This is a genomic window from Citrobacter sp. RHB35-C17, assembly GCF_013816795.1.
Lineage (GTDB): Bacteria > Pseudomonadota > Gammaproteobacteria > Enterobacterales > Enterobacteriaceae > Citrobacter_A > Citrobacter_A amalonaticus.
Map to the genome: position 1 here is coordinate 472,028 of NZ_CP057150.1, position 20,353 is coordinate 492,380.

Here is a 20,353-nt window from a genome sequence, read left to right on the forward strand (position 1 = left end):
TGTGAGGTTAAGCGACTAAGCGTACACGGTGGATGCCCTGGCAGTCAGAGGCGATGAAGGACGTGCTAATCTGCGAAAAGCGTCGGTAAGGTGATATGAACCGTTATAGCCGGCGATGTCCGAATGGGGAAACCCAGTGCAATTCGTTGCACTATCGTTAACTGAATCCATAGGTTAACGAGGCGAACCGGGGGAACTGAAACATCTAAGTACCCCGAGGAAAAGAAATCAACCGAGATTCCCCCAGTAGCGGCGAGCGAACGGGGAGCAGCCCAGAGCCTGAATCAGCATGTGTGGTAGTGGAACGGTCTGGAAAGGCCGGCGATACAGGGTGACAGCCCCGTACACAAAATTGCATGTGCTGTGAGCTCGATGAGTAGGGCGGGACACGTGGTATCCTGTCTGAATATGGGGGGACCATCCTCCAAGGCTAAATACTCCTGACTGACCGATAGTGAACCAGTACCGTGAGGGAAAGGCGAAAAGAACCCCGGCGAGGGGAGTGAAAAAGAACCTGAAACCGTGTACGTACAAGCAGTGGGAGCCTCTTTATGGGGTGACTGCGTACCTTTTGTATAATGGGTCAGCGACTTATATTCTGTAGCAAGGTTAACCGAATAGGGGAGCCGAAGGGAAACCGAGTCTTAACTGGGCGTTAAGTTGCAGGGTATAGACCCGAAACCCGGTGATCTAGCCATGGGCAGGTTGAAGGTTGGGTAACACTAACTGGAGGACCGAACCGACTAATGTTGAAAAATTAGCGGATGACTTGTGGCTGGGGGTGAAAGGCCAATCAAACCGGGAGATAGCTGGTTCTCCCCGAAAGCTATTTAGGTAGCGCCTCGTGAATTCATCTCCGGGGGTAGAGCACTGTTTCGGCTAGGGGGCCATCCCGGCTTACCAACCCGATGCAAACTGCGAATACCGGAGAATGTTATCACGGGAGACACACGGCGGGTGCTAACGTCCGTCGTGAAGAGGGAAACAACCCAGACCGCCAGCTAAGGTCCCAAAGTCATGGTTAAGTGGGAAACGATGTGGGAAGGCTCAGACAGCCAGGATGTTGGCTTAGAAGCAGCCATCATTTAAAGAAAGCGTAATAGCTCACTGGTCGAGTCGGCCTGCGCGGAAGATGTAACGGGGCTAAACCATGCACCGAAGCTGCGGCAGCGACACTAAGTGTTGTTGGGTAGGGGAGCGTTCTGTAAGCCTGTGAAGGTGTGCTGTGAGGCATGCTGGAGGTATCAGAAGTGCGAATGCTGACATAAGTAACGATAAAGCGGGTGAAAAGCCCGCTCGCCGGAAGACCAAGGGTTCCTGTCCAACGTTAATCGGGGCAGGGTGAGTCGACCCCTAAGGCGAGGCCGAAAGGCGTAGTCGATGGGAAACAGGTTAATATTCCTGTACCAGGTGTTACTGCGAAGGGGGGACGGAGAAGGCTATGTTGGCCGGGCGACGGTTGTCCCGGTTTAAGCGTGTAGGTGTGTGTTCCAGGTAAATCCGGTTCACTTTAACACTGAGGCGTGATGACGAGGCACTACGGTGCTGAAGTGACAAATGCCCTGCTTCCAGGAAAAGCCTCTAAGCATCAGGTAACATCAGATCGTACCCCAAACCGACACAGGTGGTCAGGTAGAGAATACCAAGGCGCTTGAGAGAACTCGGGTGAAGGAACTAGGCAAAATGGTGCCGTAACTTCGGGAGAAGGCACGCTGATATGTAGGTGAAGCGATTTACTCGTGGAGCTGAAATCAGTCGAAGATACCAGCTGGCTGCAACTGTTTATTAAAAACACAGCACTGTGCAAACACGAAAGTGGACGTATACGGTGTGACGCCTGCCCGGTGCCGGAAGGTTAATTGATGGGGTTATCCGTAAGGAGAAGCTCTTGATCGAAGCCCCGGTAAACGGCGGCCGTAACTATAACGGTCCTAAGGTAGCGAAATTCCTTGTCGGGTAAGTTCCGACCTGCACGAATGGCGTAATGATGGCCAGGCTGTCTCCACCCGAGACTCAGTGAAATTGAACTCGCTGTGAAGATGCAGTGTACCCGCGGCAAGACGGAAAGACCCCGTGAACCTTTACTATAGCTTGACACTGAACACTGGTCCTTGATGTGTAGGATAGGTGGGAGGCTTTGAAGCGCGGACGCCAGTTCGTGTGGAGCCATCCTTGAAATACCACCCTTTAATGGCTGGTGTTCTAACGTGGGCCCGTAATCCGGGTTGCGGACAGTGTCTGGTGGGTAGTTTGACTGGGGCGGTCTCCTCCTAAAGAGTAACGGAGGAGCACGAAGGTTAGCTAATCCTGGTCGGACATCAGGAGGTTAGTGCAAAGGCATAAGCTAGCTTGACTGCGAGCGTGACGGCGCGAGCAGGTGCGAAAGCAGGTCTTAGTGATCCGGTGGTTCTGAATGGAAGGGCCATCGCTCAACGGATAAAAGGTACTCCGGGGATAACAGGCTGATACCGCCCAAGAGTTCATATCGACGGCGGTGTTTGGCACCTCGATGTCGGCTCATCACATCCTGGGGCTGAAGTAGGTCCCAAGGGTATGGCTGTTCGCCATTTAAAGTGGTACGCGAGCTGGGTTTAGAACGTCGTGAGACAGTTCGGTCCCTATCTGCCGTGGGCGCTGGAGAATTGAGGGGGGCTGCTCCTAGTACGAGAGGACCGGAGTGGACGCATCACTGGTGTTCGGGTTGTCATGCCAATGGCACTGCCCGGTAGCTAAATGCGGAAGAGATAAGTGCTGAAAGCATCTAAGCACGAAACTTGCCCCGAGATGAGTTCTCCCTGACCCTTTAAGGGTCCTGAAGGAACGTTGAAGACGACGACGTTGATAGGCCGGGTGTGTAAGCGCAGCGATGCGTTGAGCTAACCGGTACTAATGAACCGTGAGGCTTAACCTTACAACGCCGAAGCTGTTTTGGCGGAATTGAGAGAAAATTTTCAGCGTGATTACAGATTAGATTAACCGGCGAAAGGCGGGTTAATAAACAGAATTTGCCTGGCGGCTGTAGCGCGGTGGTCCCACCTGACCCCATGCCGAACTCAGAAGTGAAACGCCGTAGCGCCGATGGTAGTGTGGGGTCTCCCCATGCGAGAGTAGGGAACTGCCAGGCATCAAATTTAGCGTGCTGATATGGCTCAGTTGGTAGAGCGCACCCTTGGTAAGGGTGAGGTCCCCAGTTCGACTCTGGGTATCAGCACCACTTAATTAGGTTAAAGTTCGGCACAGTAGAAAAGAATTTGTCTGGCGGCTGTAGCGCGGTGGTCCCACCTGACCCCATGCCGAACTCAGAAGTGAAACGCCGTAGCGCCGATGGTAGTGTGGGGTCTCCCCATGCGAGAGTAGGGAACTGCCAGACATCAAACAAGTGAGAAGGCCATCCGAAAGGATGGCCTTTTTGCGTTTATACGCCGAAAAAACGGTAGGCCGGGTAAGGCGAAGCCGTCACCCGGCAGAGCAAACGACTAATGAATCACCTGAGACAGGAATGCTCGAGTACGTTCTGATTTAGGATGTGCAAAAAACTCATCCGGCGGGGCCTGCTCAACAATTTCCCCACGATCCATGAAGATCACCCTGTCAGCCACCGTTCTGGCAAATCCCATCTCATGCGTGACGCAAAGCATTGTCATTCCTGATTGCGCCAGGCCAATCATCGTATCCAGCACCTCTTTCACCATTTCGGGATCCAGCGCCGACGTGGGCTCATCAAACAGCATAATTTTGGGTTTCATACATAGCGAGCGGGCAATGGCCACGCGTTGTTGCTGTCCTCCGGAGATCTGCCCTGGAAATTTATGTGCGTGCTCTGCAATACGCACACGTTCCAGGTAGTGCATCCCCAGCGCTTCGGCTTCTTTTACCGGCATCTTACGCACCCAAATCGGTGCCAGCGTACAGTTTTGCAAAACCGTCAGATGAGGAAAGAGATTGAAGTGCTGGAATACCATGCCGACTTCCTGTCGGACGCGCTCGATGTTGCGGATGTCTTCATTCAACTCAATGCCATCGACAATAATTCGTCCCTGTTGATGTTCTTCCAGATGGTTAATACAGCGGATGGTGGTTGATTTTCCCGAACCTGAAGGCCCACATAACACAATGCGTTCCCCCTGTTTAACGCGCAGGTTGATATCCTTAAGGACATGAAACTGTCCGTACCACTTATTGACGTTTTCCAGCGTAATCATCGCGTCGGCAGGTTGTATTAATAGTTGGCTCATAGAATCCTCAGTGCGGTGTACGCCCGGTGTTAAAGCGCTTTTCCAGATGCTGGCTATAGCGCGACATGCTGAAACAAAAAATCCAGTAAATCAGAGCAGCGAAGACATAGCCTTCTGTCGACATACCCAGCCAGGCAGGGTCAACTGTCGCTTGCTGCACGCTGCTGAACAGATCGAACAAACCGATGATGATGACCAGACTGGTATCCTTAAACAGGGCGATAATGGTGTTCACCAGTCCAGGGATCACCAGCTTCAGAGCTTGGGGAAGAATGACTAGCCCCTGGGTTTTCCAGTAGCCCAACGCCAGCGATTCTGCTGCTTCGTATTGCCCTTTCGGTAATGCCTGCAGCCCCCCACGAACCACTTCCGCGACGTAGGCCGACTGGAAGAGGATCACGCCAACCAGCGCCCGGATAAGCTTATCGATGCTGGTTCCTTCTGACAGAAACAGCGGCAGCATGACCGAAGACATAAACAGGACGGTGATCAGCGGGACGCCACGCCAGAACTCGATAAAAATGACGGATAAGATCCGCACGACGGGCATGTGGGAGCGACGTCCCAGTGCCAACAAAATTCCTAATGGCAGTGCCCCCGCGATCCCGACGGATGCGATGATTAAGGTCAGCGTCAGCCCACCCCATTGGCGTGTTTCAACGCGATCCAGACCAAGAAATCCGCCATACAACAGGAACCAGACAGTGATCGGGTAGATCACGGCCCAGATGACGATATAACGCCCGCGACCCGGCAACGCTTTCCAGAACATCGGCACAATGGAAGCCAACCCAATGATCAACGCCAGGTTGATACGCCAACGCTGATCATGTGGGTACAATCCATACATGAATTGTCCAAATCGTTCATGAATAAACACCCAGCAGGCGCCAGCTTTGGTACAGTCAGCACGCGTGGAGCCCACCCAGTTGGCCTGCAGGAACGCCCAGTTCAGCAAAGGGGGAATTAACTCCCACATCAGCCACAGACAGAACAGCGTCAGCAGGCTGTTTGACCAACTGGAAAAGAGGTTCTTCCGTACCCATACGATCGAACGACCAGGGCCGTTACTGGCCGGGCGCATGGGATGAGACAGCAGTGCTTTTGTCATCATGATTCCTTAGCGCTCAATGAGGGCGATTCGCCGGTTATAGATGTTCATCAGCAGCGAGATGCTCAGGCTGATGATCAGGTACACCGACATCGTGATGGCGATCGTTTCGATGGCCTGTCCGGTCTGATTAAGTACCGTACCGGCGAACAGCGATACCATGTCGGGATAGCCAATGGCGGCGGCCAGCGATGAGTTTTTCACAATATTCAGATACTGGCTGGTCAGCGGTGGAATAATGACGCGAAGTGCCTGAGGAATGATGACCTGGCGAAGGGTCACAGTATTAGGTAACCCGAGAGAACGGGCGGCTTCATGTTGACCGTAGGGAACGGCCTGAATGCCTGCACGAATGATTTCGGCAATAAACGCCGAGGTATATACCGATAACGCCAGCGTCAGGGCTGCCAGTTCAGGAATGAGCACCATTCCGCCACGGAAGTTGAATCCGCGTAGTTGCGGGATATCCCAGTGCAGCGCCGCGCCAAAAAGCCAATGCGCGATGAGCGGCAGCAGCACAATCAGGCTTAATGCAGTAGGCCAGGTTCTGCGAAGTTGTCCCGTTTTCATCTGATGCATTTTATTGAAGCGGAACAGACCCACGGACAGCGCAATGGCAATCACTGCCGAGAGCACGAAAGCGAGTACGCCTTCCCCTAACTGCGGAGACGGGATATAGAGTCCCCGATTACTCAGAAAGACCATATCCAGCGCGCTTGCGGCCTGACGGGGGCCGGGCAAATTGCGCAGAACCGCGAAGTACCAAAAAAAGATTTGCAGCAGAGGCGGGATATTACGAAAGGTCTCAATATAAATCGTCGAGAGTTTACGCAGTAGCCAGTTATCTGAAAGGCGTGCCAGCCCGAGAAAGAAGCCGATAAATGACGCAAAGACAATACACAGCGCGGAAACCAGCAGCGTGTTAAGCAAACCCACCACAAAAACACGTCCATACGTGTCACCCTGCTGATAGTCGATTAAGTGCTGGACGATGCCAAACCCAGCGCTACGGTCGAGAAAGGCAAAGCCCGAGGTAATGCCGCGACTGCTTAGATTATTAATCGTGTTATGAATGAGATAGATAGCAACTGCAACGACCGCAAGAATGGCGAGGATCTGGAACAGCCAGGCGCGGACCGCAGGGTTTGAAAAGGAGAGCGACCCTTTTACATTTGAGCGGCGATGGAACATAAGAAAGCCTCGGTAACCATAACTCTGAACTGAGCGCCGCTAGTGCGGCGCCCGTTACATCACAACGACTTAACGCACCGGCGGTGCGTATTGAATGCCGCCGTTATTCCAGAGATTGTTCTGTCCACGTTTGATCTTCAGTGGGCTTTCCGAGCCGACGTTGCGTTCAAAGATCTCCGCATAGTTACCCACCTGCTTGATGATGTTGTAAGCCCATTTATTGTCGAGCTTCAGATCTTTGCCGTAGTCGCCTTCTTTGCCCAGCAGATGTGCCATATCTGGTGTTGCCGGGTTCGCCGCTTTCTCATCGACATTCTTCGATGTCACGCCCATCTCTTCGGCATTCAACATGGCAAACAGCGTCCAACGCACAATAGAGAACCATTCGTCATCACCGCGACGAACAACTGGCCCCAGCGGCTCTTTCGAGATCACCTCTGGCAGTACAAGCCATTCAGCCGGGTTGCTGAGTTTGATGCGCAGGGCATACAGTTGGGACTGGTCAGAGGCGAGGGTATCGCAACGTCCGGACTCCAGCGCTTTTGCCGACTCATCTGAGCGGTCAAAAGTCACCGGGGTGTATTTCATGTTGTTGGCTTTGAAATAATCCGCCACGTTCAGTTCCGTATCTGTTCCCGCCTGAATACAAACGGTGGCACCATCTAACTCTTTCGCGCTTTTCAGACCCGCTTTGTTGTGGGTCAGGAAGCCAATGCCATCGTAATAGGTAACGCCAGTGAAGGACATGCCCATTCCTGCATCACGTGAGGAGGTCCAGGTCGTATTACGGGAGAGAAGATCGACTTCGCCAGACTGTAATGCGGTGAAGCGTTCTTTTGCGGTGAGAGGGGTATATTTTACTTTTGTATCATCTCCCAGGACGGCGGCGGCAACGCCACGGCAAACATCCACATCTATCCCGGAGAATTTCCCGTCTGCGTCAGCGTAAGAAAAACCGGGAAGACCGTCACTGATACCGCATTGTACGAACCCTTTCTTTTTTACAGCATCCAGCGTGGTTCCCGCATGTGCCTGATTGGCAACCGCAAGCAGCACACCGGCCGCAGCCAGTGTGGCTATCATCATCTTTTTCATAATGCATCCTGTGTGGCAAAGAAATTATTGTTATAGAGAGACGTTCTGCAACGTCTTTAACCTGTCTGTGGCATTGGCCATACTCTTCTAAGCAAAGGTAATGCCAGGTTTTGCGCGTGAATATCCGACGCAATAAGCAGAGTGTAGACAGGAAAAAATAAAAGCAGCGCCCTGAAATGGTGCGAAATTGAAACGTAAGCCACATTTTGGAGCAAAATATTTAAAATAATGCTCGCAAAATGAAATAACGATTTCAGGCGTGAATATCGAGAGCGTGAGTATTGAAAGATAAATGCGAAAAGAGAAAGGGGTGGACGTTATTGATTATTAAAATGTATTAGAACACGTATTTTTCAACACATTGAATGATATGAAAAACCGTATTCTTAGGCTAAGAGCGCGGCAAGTACCGCGCTCTGAGAATGTTATTTTGACAGTGCGATGATCCCCATCGTCAGGCCTGCAACCGCTGCGGCCCCGCCAGCAATGGCGCCTGCGGTTTCCCAGTTATCCTGAGTCGTCCCTTTCATACAGGTGTTGGTATGAACAAGACGTCCTTGATCATCATAAACCGGAACGCAGGGGGAATCGTGTGCACAGCCCGCCAGCAATGCAGTGAGCAATGCTACTGGAATTAATCTTTTCATGGTGTTACCTCAAAAATAAGCGTTCCGCTAAATGCAGCAACAGGGAATGCTGCTTTGCGAATACGAAATGAATTTTACCACCGCTTAAAAAAAGATTGGCATATGGAATAATCTCAATTCATGTGAATTGTAAAAATAATGAAGGAGTGAATTTAGTATTCCGCAGTGCAAATGACTATCTGTTTAATAAATAAAGAAAGATACCTGAAGGAAAAAGGCGTCCGTAGACGCCTTAATTTACACATTAACGCTGGGATTTGTTAAACCGGCCTCTGACGACCACAAAAAACACCGGGACAAAGAAGATAGCCAGCAGCGTTGCTGTCAGCATCCCTCCCATCACACCGGTTCCGACTGCATGCTGGGCGCCACTCCCTGCCCCGCGACTGATGACCAGCGGCATTACGCCGAGGATGAAGGCGAGTGAGGTCATCAGAATAGGGCGCAGGCGCATGCGCGCAGCCTCAAGCGTTGCCTCGATCAGGCCACGACCTTCTTTCTCCATCAGATCCTTGGCAAATTCCACGATCAGAATGGCGTTTTTCGCGGAAAGCCCAATCGTGGTTAACAGTCCGACCTGAAAATAGACGTCGTTATTTAGCCCACGCAGGGAAGCGGCCAAAAGGGCACCCACCACGCCGAGCGGGACCACCAGCATCACCGAGAACGGAATGGACCAGCTTTCATACAGCGCGGCAAGACAGAGGAACACGACGATCAGCGAGATAGCATACAGTGCCGGCGCCTGATTGCCGGACAAACGTTCCTGATATGACATCCCCGTCCAGTCATGACCAATACCATTAGGCAGTTTTGACGCGAGACTTTCCATCATGGCCATCGCTTCACCGGTGCTTCGACCGGGGGCCGCCTCACCCAACAACTCCATCGATGGCATACCGTTGAAGCGTTCCAGGCGCGGAGAACCATACACCCAGCGGGCTGAGCTGAAGGCTGAAAAAGGGACCATCTCGCCGTTAGCACTACGAACGTACAGATTATTGATATCTTCTGGCAGCATACGGAATTTCGCATCTGCCTGAACATACACTTTCTTTACTCGTCCGCGGTCAATGAAGTCGTTAATATAGCTGCCGCCTAACGACGCAGAGATGGTTTCGTTAATGTCTGACAGCGCAATGCCAAGCGCCTGTGCTTTTTCCTGGTCGACATCCAGCTTGAACTGAGGGGTATCCTCCAGGCCATTAGGTCGAACACGGACCAGCAGATCGGAATGCTGAGCCACCATACCCATTAACTGATTACGTGCTGATGTTAGCGCTGTGTGCCCCAACCCCCCCTGGTCAAGCAGTTCAAAATCGAAACCCGTCGCGGTGCCCAGTTCAATTATCGCCGGCATGTTGAAGGGGAAGACCAGTCCATCCTGGATCTGGCTGAACGCGCGAGTTGCACGCGCAATTACCGCTTCAACGCTGTTTTCCTTGCCGCTACGCTCATCCCAGGGCTTCAGGCTGATGAAGGCCAGACCCGCGTTCTGCGCCTGGCCGCTAAAGCTAAAACCGTTGACCGTAAACACGCTTTCAACGTTCGCTTTTTCGTGAGTCAGGTAGTAATGGGTGACCTGATCCAATACATTTTGGGTTCGTTCCTGGGTTGAACCTGCGGGTAGCTGAACCATCGTCATGAATACGCCCTGATCTTCATCAGGCAGGAAGGAAGTGGGGAGACGGAAAAACAGTACCCCCATTCCGACAACAATCAGGATGTAAAGGAGCAGGTAGCGTCCGGTTTTGCGCACAATGCCGCTGACACTGTTGGTGTAGTGGTTAACGCTGAGATCAAATTTGGCATTAAACCAGCCGAAAAATCCGCCTTTCTTCTCGTGGTGTTCGGCGGACGCTGGTTTTAGCAGCGTTGCGCAAAGTGCCGGCGTCAGGATCAATGCCACCAGAACCGAAAGCGCCATTGCCGACACAATCGTGATGGAAAACTGGCGATAAATAGCCCCGGTGGAGCCGCCGAAAAAGGCCATCGGGATGAAGACGGCAGACAGCACCATCGCGATCCCAACCAGCGCCCCCTGGATCTGCGACATGGATTTCTCGGTTGCCTCTTTGGGCGGCAACTTTTCTTCCATCATCACCCGTTCAACGTTTTCCACTACCACAATGGCGTCATCGACCAGCAGGCCGATCGCCAGCACCATCCCAAACATCGTCAGGGTGTTGATCGAGTAGCCAAACGCCGAGAGCACGGCAAAGGTACCCAATAGCACAACGGGAACCGCAATCGTCGGAATGAGCGTTGCGCGGATATTCTGTAAAAACAGATACATCACGAGGAAGACCAGGACGATCGCTTCGAACAGTGTTTTTACCACTTCGTGAATGGAGATCTTCACAAACGGCGTGGTGTCATACGGGTAAACCACTTTCATCCCTTGCGGGAAGAAGGGTTGCAGCTCAACGAGTTTGGTTTTAATCGCTTTGGCGGTATCCAGAGCGTTGGCCCCGGTCGCCAGTTTGATCCCCAGACCCGCAGCCGGTTTACCGTTAATTCGGGCGACAACGTTATAGTTTTCTCCCCCCAGCTCGATACGAGCGACATCTTTAAGGCGAACGACAGAGCCATCGCTGTTTACCCGTAATGTGACTTTGCCGAATTCCTCAGGATCTTTCAGTCGCGTCTGCGCAATGATAGAGGCGTTCAGTTGCTGCCCCGGTAGAGCAGGCGTTCCGCCCAACTGACCTGCTGCGATCTGGTCGTTCTGTATTTTTAGTTGATTGATCACATCGACCGGTGTGAGCTGGTACTTGTTCAGCCGATTCGCATCCAGCCAGATACGCATCGCGTACTGTGCGCCAAACAGCTGGACGTCACCTACACCGTTCAGGCGGCTGATCGTATCTTTTACGTTTGAGGCGACGTAGTCGGAGATATCGTCCTGGGTCGTTTGCGGATCGTCAGAGACAAACCCCGCCACCAACAAGAAACTGCTGCTCGACTTTTCTACGCTAATCCCTTGCTGTTGAACTTCCTGAGGCAGCAATGGCGTCGCCAGCTGCAGTTTGTTCTGTACCTGCACCTGGGCAATATCCGGGTCGGTTCCGGACTGAAAGGTTAACGTAATGGTCACGCTACCCGCAGAGTCGCTGGTGGAGGACATATACATCAGGTTATCGATACCGTTCATATTCTGTTCGATAACCTGAGTCACCGTATCCTGCACCGTTTGCGCATCTGCCCCTGGATAGTTCGCGGAAATGGCTACCGCTGGTGGCGCGATAGTTGGGTATTGCGCAACGGGCAGTTGCATAATCGCCAGAGCGCCCGCCAGCATCAGTATGATGGCCAGAACCCAGGCAAAAATAGGACGCCTGATAAAGAAATTTGCCATGTTCGGTTACCTTATTGCGCCGCTTTTGCCGCAGGAGTATTGGCATCCGTGGTAGCTTTCACTTTCGTGCCGGGATGGGCTTTTTGTAATCCGCTGACAATCACCTGATCGCCTGGATGTAGGCCTTCGCTAATCAGCCATTTGTCGCCGATAGCCTGCGAAGCGACAACGGCGCGTGGCTCAACCAGACTCTGGTCATTGACGACCAGTACCGTCGCATCGCCACGAGGCGTACGCGTTACGCCCTGCTGGGGGATCAAAATAGCGTTGGGCTGAACGCCTTCGTCAATGCGAGCGCGAACAAACATCCCCGGCAGCAGAGCGTGCTGTGGGTTAGGGAAGACGGCGCGAAGGGTGATGGAGCCTGTGCTTTCGTCCACCGTGACATCCGAAAACTGCAATGTCCCTTTCAGGGGATACGCCGTACCATTTTCCATCACCAACTGGACGCTGCTGCTGGCGCTGTCTTTATGCAGGCTGCCCTGTTTAACGGACTGCTTCAGTCGCATAAAGTCGCTGCTGGACTGTGTGACATCGACATAGATAGGATCGAGTTGCTGCACGGTAGCCAGTGCTGTTGCCTGGCCGTTGGTGACCAGCGCGCCTTCCGTCACGCTGGATTTGCCAATACGACCATCGATCGGCGAGGTGACTTTGGTGTAAGCAAGATTGATACGTGCGCTCTCCACTGCGGCTCGTGCGGCAATGACTGCCGCATCGGCCTGACGCGCATCTGCAATCGCCTGGTCGTATTCCTGTTGGCTAATGTATTTTGTCCCTACCAGCGGAACATAGCGCTTAACCGTCAGGTGTGCGATGGCGGCGGCTGCTTCACTTTTCGCCAGTTCCCCTTTCGCGCTATCGTAATCTGCCTGATAAGTGGCAGGATCGATCTGATACAGTGACTGCCCGGCCTGAACATCGCTGCCCTCGGTGAAGTTTCTTTTGAGAACAATACCACTGACCTGTGGACGAACTTCTGCAATGCGGAATGCCGAGGTGCGTCCTGGCAGTTCGGTGGTTACTGCTAATGGCGCGACGGTAACTACATGAACGGTCACCTGCGGTTCGGTTGTCTGAGCGTGCTTATCTCCCTGATCGTTACAACCGGCAAGCAACGCAGCAGAGATGAGGATAAATGAGGGCAGGAGTGAAAACCTGGCATGTTTCGTCATTACTGTTCCTTAAAAACCTATAGCTCGTTATTTACCGGATAACGGTAAGGCGATAACGTGCACGAAGAAATAATAGTTGGCTATCCTACAAATTATTAGCGTGCGATGTAAGTAATAGTTATTTTATGGCCGGGTCTACGGCACGTAAAAACAAAAAAGTGATGGCTTTATCTTTTCATTTTGTTTTTCTTTGTCATGCCTTGTTGCTGGCTAATATATTTGGAAATGTACATTTGTTGTATGAATGTTTTTGTTGGTTTTATTTGTGGGGGTTATTTGATTGAATGTTTTGTGCTGAGGAAATTCGCTTTTATTTCATCTCTGAACGGATGGGGTGATACAGTTCTTTTTGAACGGCAATTGTGAATTGCCATATTTCTGTTTTTTATCCTGCTCCTGAAACGATAACTTATGGCTAAAAGAACAAAAGCCGAAGCGTTAAAAACGCGACAACATTTGATTGAGACTGCAATCATCCAGTTTGCCACGCGAGGCGTTGGCAACACGACGCTTAACGACATTGCCGACGCGGCCCAGGTCACGCGGGGGGCTATCTACTGGCATTTTGACAACAAAACGCAGCTCTTCAATGAACTCTGGCAACAGCAACCGCCATTACGTGATCTTATTCAGGACCGGTTAGCTTTGCATGACTGCGATAATCCCTTGCAGCGGTTGCGCGAAAAGTTAATTGCCGGATTGCAATATATCGCGGAAATTCCCCGGCAGCAGGCATTGCTGCAAATTTTATATCATAAATGTGAATTTCATGAGGGGATGATATCAGAACAGGAAATACGCGAGAAAATTGGGTTTAGCCAGAGGGGACTACGCGACGCGTTGCAAGCGAGTATGACGGAAGGGTTAATTTCCAGAACTCTGGATTTAGACGTTGTGTTAATTATTATTCACGGTAGTTTTAGCGGGATCGTGAAAAACTGGTTGATGAATTCTACCCGCTACGATCTTTATCAGCAGGCACCGGCGCTGGTGGATAATGTATTAAGGATGTTAATTCCTGATGGATATGTCATGCAATTAACATCGGAAACCCTATAATCATTTCTCCTGTCTATCAATCACACGCTATTGTAATTCGGAACAGTTGACCAGCTTGAGCGGATTGACGGAATCCATATTGCGGCATTTATCGACTTCTGTGGTGATCAGTTCAATCCACTGGATCAGTAACGCATCAAAAAGGAACACGGAGACCGCAAAAACAACCAGCCACCAATACTTACGAATCATTGCCAAATCCTGTGTATTCATGCCCAAGCGTGCAGGAAATATACACGAAAAATGCGTCCTGAAAAGCAGGCTTACAATGCTTTTACTTTGCTGTCATCTTCACCACATCTGACGCCGTTCGACTCTTTTTCGACAGGTTTTTCGTCTTTCTCTTTTTGATTTTCGTCAGCTCTTCCTGGGAGTAGTGTGAGCTGATGTTCAGCCGTCTGAGCCCCATCTTCACATACTCATTATTGACCTCAATACCGATGAATTTACGTCCCGATTCCACGGCCACAGCACCTGTCGTAAAGCTGCCGGCGAAGGGATCCAGCACCGTATCGCCAGGATTGGAGGAGGCCAGAACGATCCGTTTTAGCAGGGCGATAGGTTTTTGCGTCGGATGGTTTTCATATTCATCCATCAAATAACGCACGCGGGGAAATTCCCAGACATTGCCCGGAACTTTTTGCGTGTTGTAAGGCTGTGGTGGGTTTTTACGGTAGTCAATCAGCGCTCTTTTCGCACCGGTTTTGGTCTCAACCAGAATAGCGTCACTGTTGAAAGTGTACTGTCGGGCATCTTTGACCATCATCAGGATCGGTTCGTACATTGAGCCAAAGAATTTCTTCGCCTGCACGCCTGAACTGTCATAAGACCAGACAATCCGGCTTTTGATGGTAAACAGCGTTCTGCATTTGAGATCGATATGCGGCATGTTTTCGGTGCTGTTCATGATGTACATCGTGCCCTGTTTTTTCAGCACCCGATGACACTCCTCAATGCACGCGAACAGCCAGCCCAGGAAGATGTCTTCGTCCCAGGACTCGACCATCCCGTCAAAATCCTTTCCGATATTGTAAGGCGGGTCGGCAAAGATTAAATCGACGCTTTCAGCGGGGAGTTTCTTAAGTTCTGTCAGCGCATCTCCGTGGATGATCGACGCGGATTCATCACCAAAGTAGTGTGGCTCACATCGTGAGTTCATATCGGCTCCACAAAAGAGGCGTATAAAAAAGGCGCTTCCCCATGCCGAGTAGCGCCTTTTTAAACAAGCAATTAGCTAATCGAGATTAGTTCATGCCGTATTTTTTCAATTTTTTACGCAGCGTACCACGGTTGATGCCCATCATCAGGGCAGCACGGGTCTGGTTACCACGGGTGTATTGCATCACCATGTCCAACAGGGGCTGTTCTACTTCAGCCAGTACCAGCTCATAGAGGTCATTAACATCCTGACCGTTCAGTTGAGCAAAATAGTTCTTCAGTGCCTGTTTAACCGAGTCACGCAGGGGTTTTTGGGTTACCTGATCCTGAGAGTTAACGGTAGAAACGGTCAGTACGTCAGAATTTACGCGTTGTTCGAACATAGTTCTGTCAGCTCTTTATTTCTGTTTACGCAAAATTTTCGAAGTATGCCTCCAACGCCTCCAGCTGTTCGCTGGCATCCTCAATGGCGTTGAATGTGCGCCGAAACTGGTCATTTGGAGCGTGCTCCTGGAGATACCAGGAGACGTGTTTACGCGCGATTCGGTACCCTTTTGCCTGGCCATAAAAGTCATGCAGTTCCCGAACATGCGCACAAAGCAAGCGCTTAACCTCTGCCAGAGGCAGGGGGGATAGCAACTCCCCAGTGTCCAGATAATGCTGGATTTCCCGAAAGATCCAGGGTCTTCCCTGAGCTGCGCGGCCTATCATCAGGGCATCAGCCCCCGTATAGTCAAGCACAGCTCTGGCTTTAAGCGGGTCAGTAATGTCACCATTCGCGATAATCGGAATGGAAACTTTCTGCTTAACTGCCCGAATACTGTCGTACTCAGCGTCTCCATTGAACAAACAGGCGCGGGTGCGTCCATGAATGGTCAGAGCCTGAATGCCACAGTCTTCAGCCAGTTGGGCAATCTCTACGCAGTTACGGTGTTCCGGAGCCCAGCCGGTGCGAATCTTCAGGGTCACAGGAACGTCCACTGCATTAACCACCCCGGTTAGTATCGACTTCACTAAATCCGGGTACTGCAAGAGGGCTGAACCTGCGAGCTTGCGATTCACTTTTTTAGCCGGACACCCCATATTGATATCAATAATCTGGGCGCCGCTTTCCACGTTAATCCGTGCGGCATCGGCCATCTCAACAGGGTCGCTACCGGCAATTTGCACCGTGCGAATTCCTGGCTCATCAACGTGCACCATCCGTAAACGGGATTTGTCGCTTTCCCAAACCTGCGGGTTAGACGACATCATCTCGGATACGGTCAATCCGGCTCCCATCTCATAACACAGCGTCCGAAAAGGTCTGTCAGTGATGCCAGCCATGGGCGCTGCGATCAGGCGATTTCTAAGCTGGTATTGTCCGATGCGCATGAGTTAAGAAATGACCATACTGTGACTGCAAGGCGGCGTATATTACGCATTTTTTGCACGAGATGAAAGGCCAAACTTTGACCAATCCTCTGCGGTGGATCAAAGAATCGCCGTTAACGTCAACGCCATAAAATAATTAGCCATACAAATCATTGCATTACAAAAGCGTGACGAAATTCTGTACGCTTATAATTTTGCGTAACTTCTCATTTTTTCTTCGAATCTGCGCGGGCTTGCAAGATAATCTGCTGAATTAATCAGCAGATTATCTTGAGTTAATGTGACATCGCTCTCATTTCAGCAGATGATTGCGCAACGCATCGGTCATCACTCGACCACGACACGACCGTTCAGCGGTTGGGGCGGACGATTATTGTCATGATGCATCGTATGGCTGAATTTTTCTAATTGCGCGGCGGACAGCGTCAGAGGGTGCTTCATGACAATCCAGGTTACCCCTTCAGAGCAGGGCGGTGTGGTCAGTGAACCGCTGAAACGCCAAAAGCGTTTGTTTTTCGGCAGCAGGGCATTCAGATCCATTTGTGAGGTGACGTTAGCGTCCTGCCCGGTTTGTTCAGGCATAGTCGCCCACAGTTTATCCAGCTCAGTGTTTGCCGCCCCTTTATCAAACATGACCGCAACAACGGCGATAGCTCCATTTGCGTCTTTGTGCACCAGATGCATTTCCATCGCGTAATGTTTACCGTGAACCGTATTTTCGCTTGGGGCATGAAAGTGGAATTGCTGCAATGTAAACGGAGTCCCGTCAATCGTGATGGTATCAGCCGTTGCGCTCTTTAGCGCGGCCTGGATTGTGTGACCGTTGTTAATGAGAGTAATGGGGCCCTCAGTGTAGTGGGTTTTCAGGGGCTTCAGGTGGGCATTTGCCGACTGGTCGATGTTTATTGGGGACTGATTCATCCCGGTCTGACAGGTTTTATACTCTTCACTGAGTGCGCCCCAGTGTTCCGGGGATCCTTCACCCTCATAGCTCCAGTGTGACGCCATTGCGGTGGATGACATGATGCTTAACGCGAGAAAAGTTGCCTTGCTCAAAAAAGGGTTCATGAAATTCTTCCAATGAATAAAATAGATTTTTATATTTGCAACTTCAATGAGTTACGCGTCTATTTTACCGTATGAGAGGAAGAGGAAGGAGCGGGCGAAATGCTGAAAAACGTGGCCGGTAGTACGGCCACGCGCGGGAGACAGGGTTACTTCTTACGGCCCGTGATTCGACACCACTCTTCTTTCTCCACCACCGGATCGAGAGCGAAGAGATCGGCATAAGCTTCACAAACACTTTCCGCCTGGCTGGCAAGGATACCGGAAAGGCCCAGCAGACCGCCTGTAACGGGCAGGACGCTGATTAACGGTGCCAGCTCGCGTAATGGGCCTGCCAGAATGTTGGCGACCACTACGTCGGCTTTCATGGCGTCTGGCTGATCCTGTGGCAGGTAGAGTTCAAGACGTTCTGATACGCCATTACGCTGGGCGTTATCACGGCTGGCCTGAATCGCCTGCGGATCAATATCGATACCGATCGCTTTTGCGGCGCCCAGTTTCAGCGCGGCAATTGCGAGGATGCCGGAACCGCAACCAAAGTCGATAACGGTCTTACCGGTTAAATCGAGACTGTCGAGCCACTGCAGGCACAGTGAGGTGGTGGGATGAGTGCCGGTACCAAACGCCAGACCGGGGTCGAGCATTACGTTGACGGCATTTTCATCCGGCACGTCGCGCCAGCTTGGGCAGATCCACAGGCGTTCGCCAAAACGCATGGGGTGGAAGTTATCCATCCACTCGCGTTCCCAGTCCTTATCTTCCAGTTGTTCAATTTTATGCGCGAACCCGACGCCCAGCAGCGGATGGTGTTCCAGGATGGCTACGACTTCTTTCATGTCGGTTTCGGCATCAAACAGACCGATAACGTCGGTGTCGCCCCACAGGCGTGTTTCGCCCGGCAATGGCTCAAAAACCGGCGTGTCGTGCGTGTCCTGGAAGGTGATGGAAACGGAACCCGCTTCCATCAGGGCATCGCTCAATGCTTCCGCGTTAGCGCCCGTCGTGTTCAGTTTTAATTGGATCCATGGCATGGCAAACTCTTTATTTATCAGTAGTCAATACAGCGGCTTGCGGGGCAGGAGAACCGAAACGGTTTCCGACCAGGAAAGCCAGCAAACTTAGCAGCAACGAGGGCACAATCGGATGGAAGCCCAGGTACTGAACGTTAAAGGTGGCGAGAATCGCATACAGCACGCCGCCGACAATCATCGCACTCAGTGCTCCGGTCGCATTCGCGCGCTCCCAGTAAAGGCCAAGCACCAGCGGCCACAAGAACACGGCTTCCAGACCGCCAAACGCCAGCAGATTCAGCCAGATGATCATCTCTGGCGGTTTCCAGGCGGCAAGTAAGAGCAGCGCGCCTAAGATGAGGGTGATCACCGCCGATATTCGCTTCAACCGCGTCTCGTTCTGCAACTGTTCCGGGCGAATATTAAGATAGAGATCTTTAATGATCGTAGCGGAACTTTGCAGCAACTGGGCGTTGATCGTCGACATAATGGCCGCCATTGGCGCGGCAAGGAAGATCCCGGCGGCGAAAGGCGGCAGCACTTTGACCATCAGCGTGGGGATCACCAGATCCGGCACCGTCAGGTCAGGGATAACCGCACGACCCAGCGCGCCAGCAAGATGCATACCAAACATCAGGATCGCCACCACGATGGTACCGATGATTATCCCGCGGTGTACCGCTTTGCTGTCTTTGTAGGAGATGCAGCGCACCGCCGTATGCGGCAGACCGATCACACCAAAACAGACCAGTACCCAGAATGAGGTCATAAAGGTCGGAGACAGAATGTCATCGGCGCCCTGCGGTGAAACCAGTTTTGGGTCGATGGCGTTTAAGGTCTCTACGGCATGGCTCAGGCCACCGGCCGCATGCACGATACCGACCAGCAGCACGATGGTGCCAATCAGCATCACCAGTCCCTGCATTGTGTCGTTAAGCACGCTGGCACGAAAGCCGCCGAACGCGGTATACAGCGCGATACTGATACCGAAAATCAGCAGACCTGTTTCATAGGGAATACCCGCCGCCGTTTCCAGCAGGCGTGCGCCGCCAATGAACTGCACGGTCATGGCGCCGACAAACGCCACGAGCAGGCTGAGGCTCGCCAGCCACACCAGCAGGCGACTCTGGTAGCGGGCAAACAGCATGTCGTTGAGGGTGACGGCATTATAGCGACGGGCAAGGATGGCGAATTTCTTACCGAGTATCCCCAGCGAAAGCCAGACGGCGGGAAGCTGAATCATCGCCAGCAATACCCATCCCAGTCCGTATTTATAGGCCGCACCAGGTCCACCAATAAATGAGCTGGCGCTGATGTATGTCGCGGTCAGGGTCATCGCCAGGACGATCCCCCCCATGGAACGGCTACCCAGAAAATATTCATTCAGGAAGGTGCCGGTCTGCCGTTTACGCATGGCATAAACAGAAAGACCGAACACAACAACCAGATAGGCAACCAGCGGCAGAATGACTTCAAGCTGCATCATCATCCTCCAGGGGAATGTCACGATAGATAAATTTCACCATGGCCCAGCACAGCAAAATGAAGATCAGCGGTGTTAGCAGACAAGCCATTTCAAACCAGTGCGGCAGCCCGGTTATGCCCGGCGTCACCCCTGGTATGTAAGCTGCGGCGAGCCAGGCAGCCAGATAGAGAAGGGTCAGCCATAGCGCCCAACGCGCTTCTTTATTGGCCTGAACAAAACGTTTGTCCATTTTTTGTCCCTTGTTGAAAAAGAAAGCGGGGATTGTACCTTAAGCCGCTGGTCAGGGGGGAGAGAAAGGTGGCGGCTGAAGAACGATCTTGCCCCTGTGGGGTGAGGAGACAAAATAATCACGATCAATTAATCAAAACGAACTGTTCTGAAAATAAACG

The 20,353-nt window shown here is 51.9% G+C and carries 16 protein-coding genes, 1 tRNA gene and 3 rRNA genes; 5 read left to right on the top strand and 15 right to left on the bottom strand.

Annotated elements, in window-relative coordinates; genetic code table 11:
- The first annotated feature begins 5 nt into the window (after window positions 1–5).
- The 4 genes from HVZ37_RS02285 (at window position 6) to rrf (HVZ37_RS02300) (ending at window position 3,370) form a co-directional block, all read left to right on the top strand.
- Window positions 6–2,911, top strand: a 23S ribosomal RNA gene (locus tag HVZ37_RS02285).
- 97 nt (window positions 2,912–3,008) lie between these two features.
- Window positions 3,009–3,124, top strand: a 5S ribosomal RNA gene (rrf, locus tag HVZ37_RS02290).
- A 14-nt stretch (window positions 3,125–3,138) separates the two neighbouring features.
- A tRNA-Thr gene (locus tag HVZ37_RS02295) sits at window positions 3,139–3,214 on the top strand.
- Between the two features lie 40 nt (window positions 3,215–3,254).
- A 5S ribosomal RNA gene (gene rrf / locus HVZ37_RS02300) occupies window positions 3,255–3,370 on the top strand.
- A gap of 106 nt (window positions 3,371–3,476) precedes the next feature.
- Here rrf (HVZ37_RS02300) and HVZ37_RS02305 read toward each other — a convergent pair.
- From HVZ37_RS02305 to HVZ37_RS02335, 7 genes are all read right to left on the bottom strand, one after another.
- Complete coding sequence (locus tag HVZ37_RS02305) at window positions 3,477–4,235, bottom strand: amino acid ABC transporter ATP-binding protein (protein ID WP_042324914.1); 759 nt, start codon at window positions 4,233–4,235, stop codon at window positions 3,477–3,479.
- 7 nt (window positions 4,236–4,242) lie between these two features.
- Complete coding sequence (locus HVZ37_RS02310) at window positions 4,243–5,346, bottom strand: amino acid ABC transporter permease (protein WP_099433694.1); 1,104 nt, start codon at window positions 5,344–5,346, stop codon at window positions 4,243–4,245.
- 9 nt (window positions 5,347–5,355) lie between these two features.
- On the bottom strand, window positions 5,356–6,537 hold the full coding sequence (locus tag HVZ37_RS02315) for an amino acid ABC transporter permease (RefSeq protein WP_042998363.1): 1,182 nt from the start codon (window positions 6,535–6,537) through the stop codon (window positions 5,356–5,358).
- A gap of 69 nt (window positions 6,538–6,606) precedes the next feature.
- On the bottom strand, window positions 6,607–7,632 hold the full coding sequence (locus HVZ37_RS02320; RefSeq protein ID WP_042998362.1) for an amino acid ABC transporter substrate-binding protein: 1,026 nt from the start codon (window positions 7,630–7,632) through the stop codon (window positions 6,607–6,609).
- A 425-nt stretch (window positions 7,633–8,057) separates the two neighbouring features.
- On the bottom strand, window positions 8,058–8,279 hold the full coding sequence (locus tag HVZ37_RS02325; RefSeq protein WP_000825639.1) for a membrane protein: 222 nt from the start codon (window positions 8,277–8,279) through the stop codon (window positions 8,058–8,060).
- Window positions 8,280–8,523: 244 nt separating this feature from the next.
- Entirely contained in the window at window positions 8,524–11,637 is a 3,114-nt protein-coding gene (locus HVZ37_RS02330; protein ID WP_109739785.1) for an efflux RND transporter permease subunit, read from the bottom strand.
- 11 nt (window positions 11,638–11,648) lie between these two features.
- Window positions 11,649–12,812 (bottom strand): efflux RND transporter periplasmic adaptor subunit, encoded by a 1,164-nt coding sequence (locus HVZ37_RS02335; protein ID WP_090050729.1) that lies wholly within the window; start codon window positions 12,810–12,812, stop codon window positions 11,649–11,651.
- 411 nt (window positions 12,813–13,223) lie between these two features.
- Between HVZ37_RS02335 and envR the strand changes: the two genes are divergently transcribed.
- Window positions 13,224–13,871 carry an acrEF/envCD operon transcriptional regulator gene (gene envR / locus HVZ37_RS02340; RefSeq protein WP_042998359.1) on the top strand — a complete coding sequence of 216 codons (648 nt, stop codon included), beginning with the start codon at window positions 13,224–13,226 and terminating at the stop codon, window positions 13,869–13,871.
- A gap of 27 nt (window positions 13,872–13,898) precedes the next feature.
- Here the strand turns inward: envR and HVZ37_RS02345 are convergent, their stop codons facing one another.
- The 8 genes from HVZ37_RS02345 to HVZ37_RS02380 all read right to left on the bottom strand — a co-directional run bounded on the left by HVZ37_RS02345 (window position 13,899) and on the right by HVZ37_RS02380 (window position 20,193).
- Window positions 13,899–14,063, bottom strand: a complete 165-nt coding sequence (locus HVZ37_RS02345) for a DUF2556 family protein (RefSeq protein ID WP_090050727.1) — start codon at window positions 14,061–14,063, stop codon at window positions 13,899–13,901.
- Window positions 14,064–14,145: 82 nt separating this feature from the next.
- Window positions 14,146–15,030, bottom strand: coding sequence for an adenine-specific DNA-methyltransferase (gene yhdJ / locus HVZ37_RS02350; RefSeq protein ID WP_044263680.1), 885 nt, complete (start codon window positions 15,028–15,030; stop codon window positions 14,146–14,148).
- An 85-nt stretch (window positions 15,031–15,115) separates the two neighbouring features.
- Window positions 15,116–15,412 carry a DNA-binding transcriptional regulator Fis gene (fis, locus tag HVZ37_RS02355; RefSeq protein ID WP_000462905.1) on the bottom strand — a complete coding sequence of 99 codons (297 nt, stop codon included), beginning with the start codon at window positions 15,410–15,412 and terminating at the stop codon, window positions 15,116–15,118.
- A 25-nt stretch (window positions 15,413–15,437) separates the two neighbouring features.
- Window positions 15,438–16,403, bottom strand: coding sequence for a tRNA dihydrouridine synthase DusB (gene dusB, locus HVZ37_RS02360; protein ID WP_044327070.1), 966 nt, complete (start codon window positions 16,401–16,403; stop codon window positions 15,438–15,440).
- A 327-nt stretch (window positions 16,404–16,730) separates the two neighbouring features.
- Entirely contained in the window at window positions 16,731–17,471 is a 741-nt protein-coding gene (locus HVZ37_RS02365) for a carbonic anhydrase family protein (RefSeq protein WP_058587496.1), read from the bottom strand.
- A gap of 146 nt (window positions 17,472–17,617) precedes the next feature.
- Window positions 17,618–18,499, bottom strand: coding sequence for a 50S ribosomal protein L11 methyltransferase (gene prmA, locus HVZ37_RS02370; protein ID WP_042998347.1), 882 nt, complete (start codon window positions 18,497–18,499; stop codon window positions 17,618–17,620).
- A gap of 10 nt (window positions 18,500–18,509) precedes the next feature.
- The gene (panF, locus tag HVZ37_RS02375; RefSeq protein WP_046401911.1) at window positions 18,510–19,961 is read right to left on the bottom strand and encodes a sodium/pantothenate symporter; all 1,452 of its coding nucleotides are present in this window, start codon (window positions 19,959–19,961) and stop codon (window positions 18,510–18,512) included.
- Window positions 19,951–20,193: a YhdT family protein gene (locus HVZ37_RS02380; RefSeq protein WP_042998345.1), complete on the bottom strand. Its 243-nt coding sequence runs from the start codon at window positions 20,191–20,193 to the stop codon at window positions 19,951–19,953. Before HVZ37_RS02380 ends, panF begins: the two co-directional genes overlap by 11 nt.
- Between the last annotated feature and the right edge of the window lie 160 nt (window positions 20,194–20,353).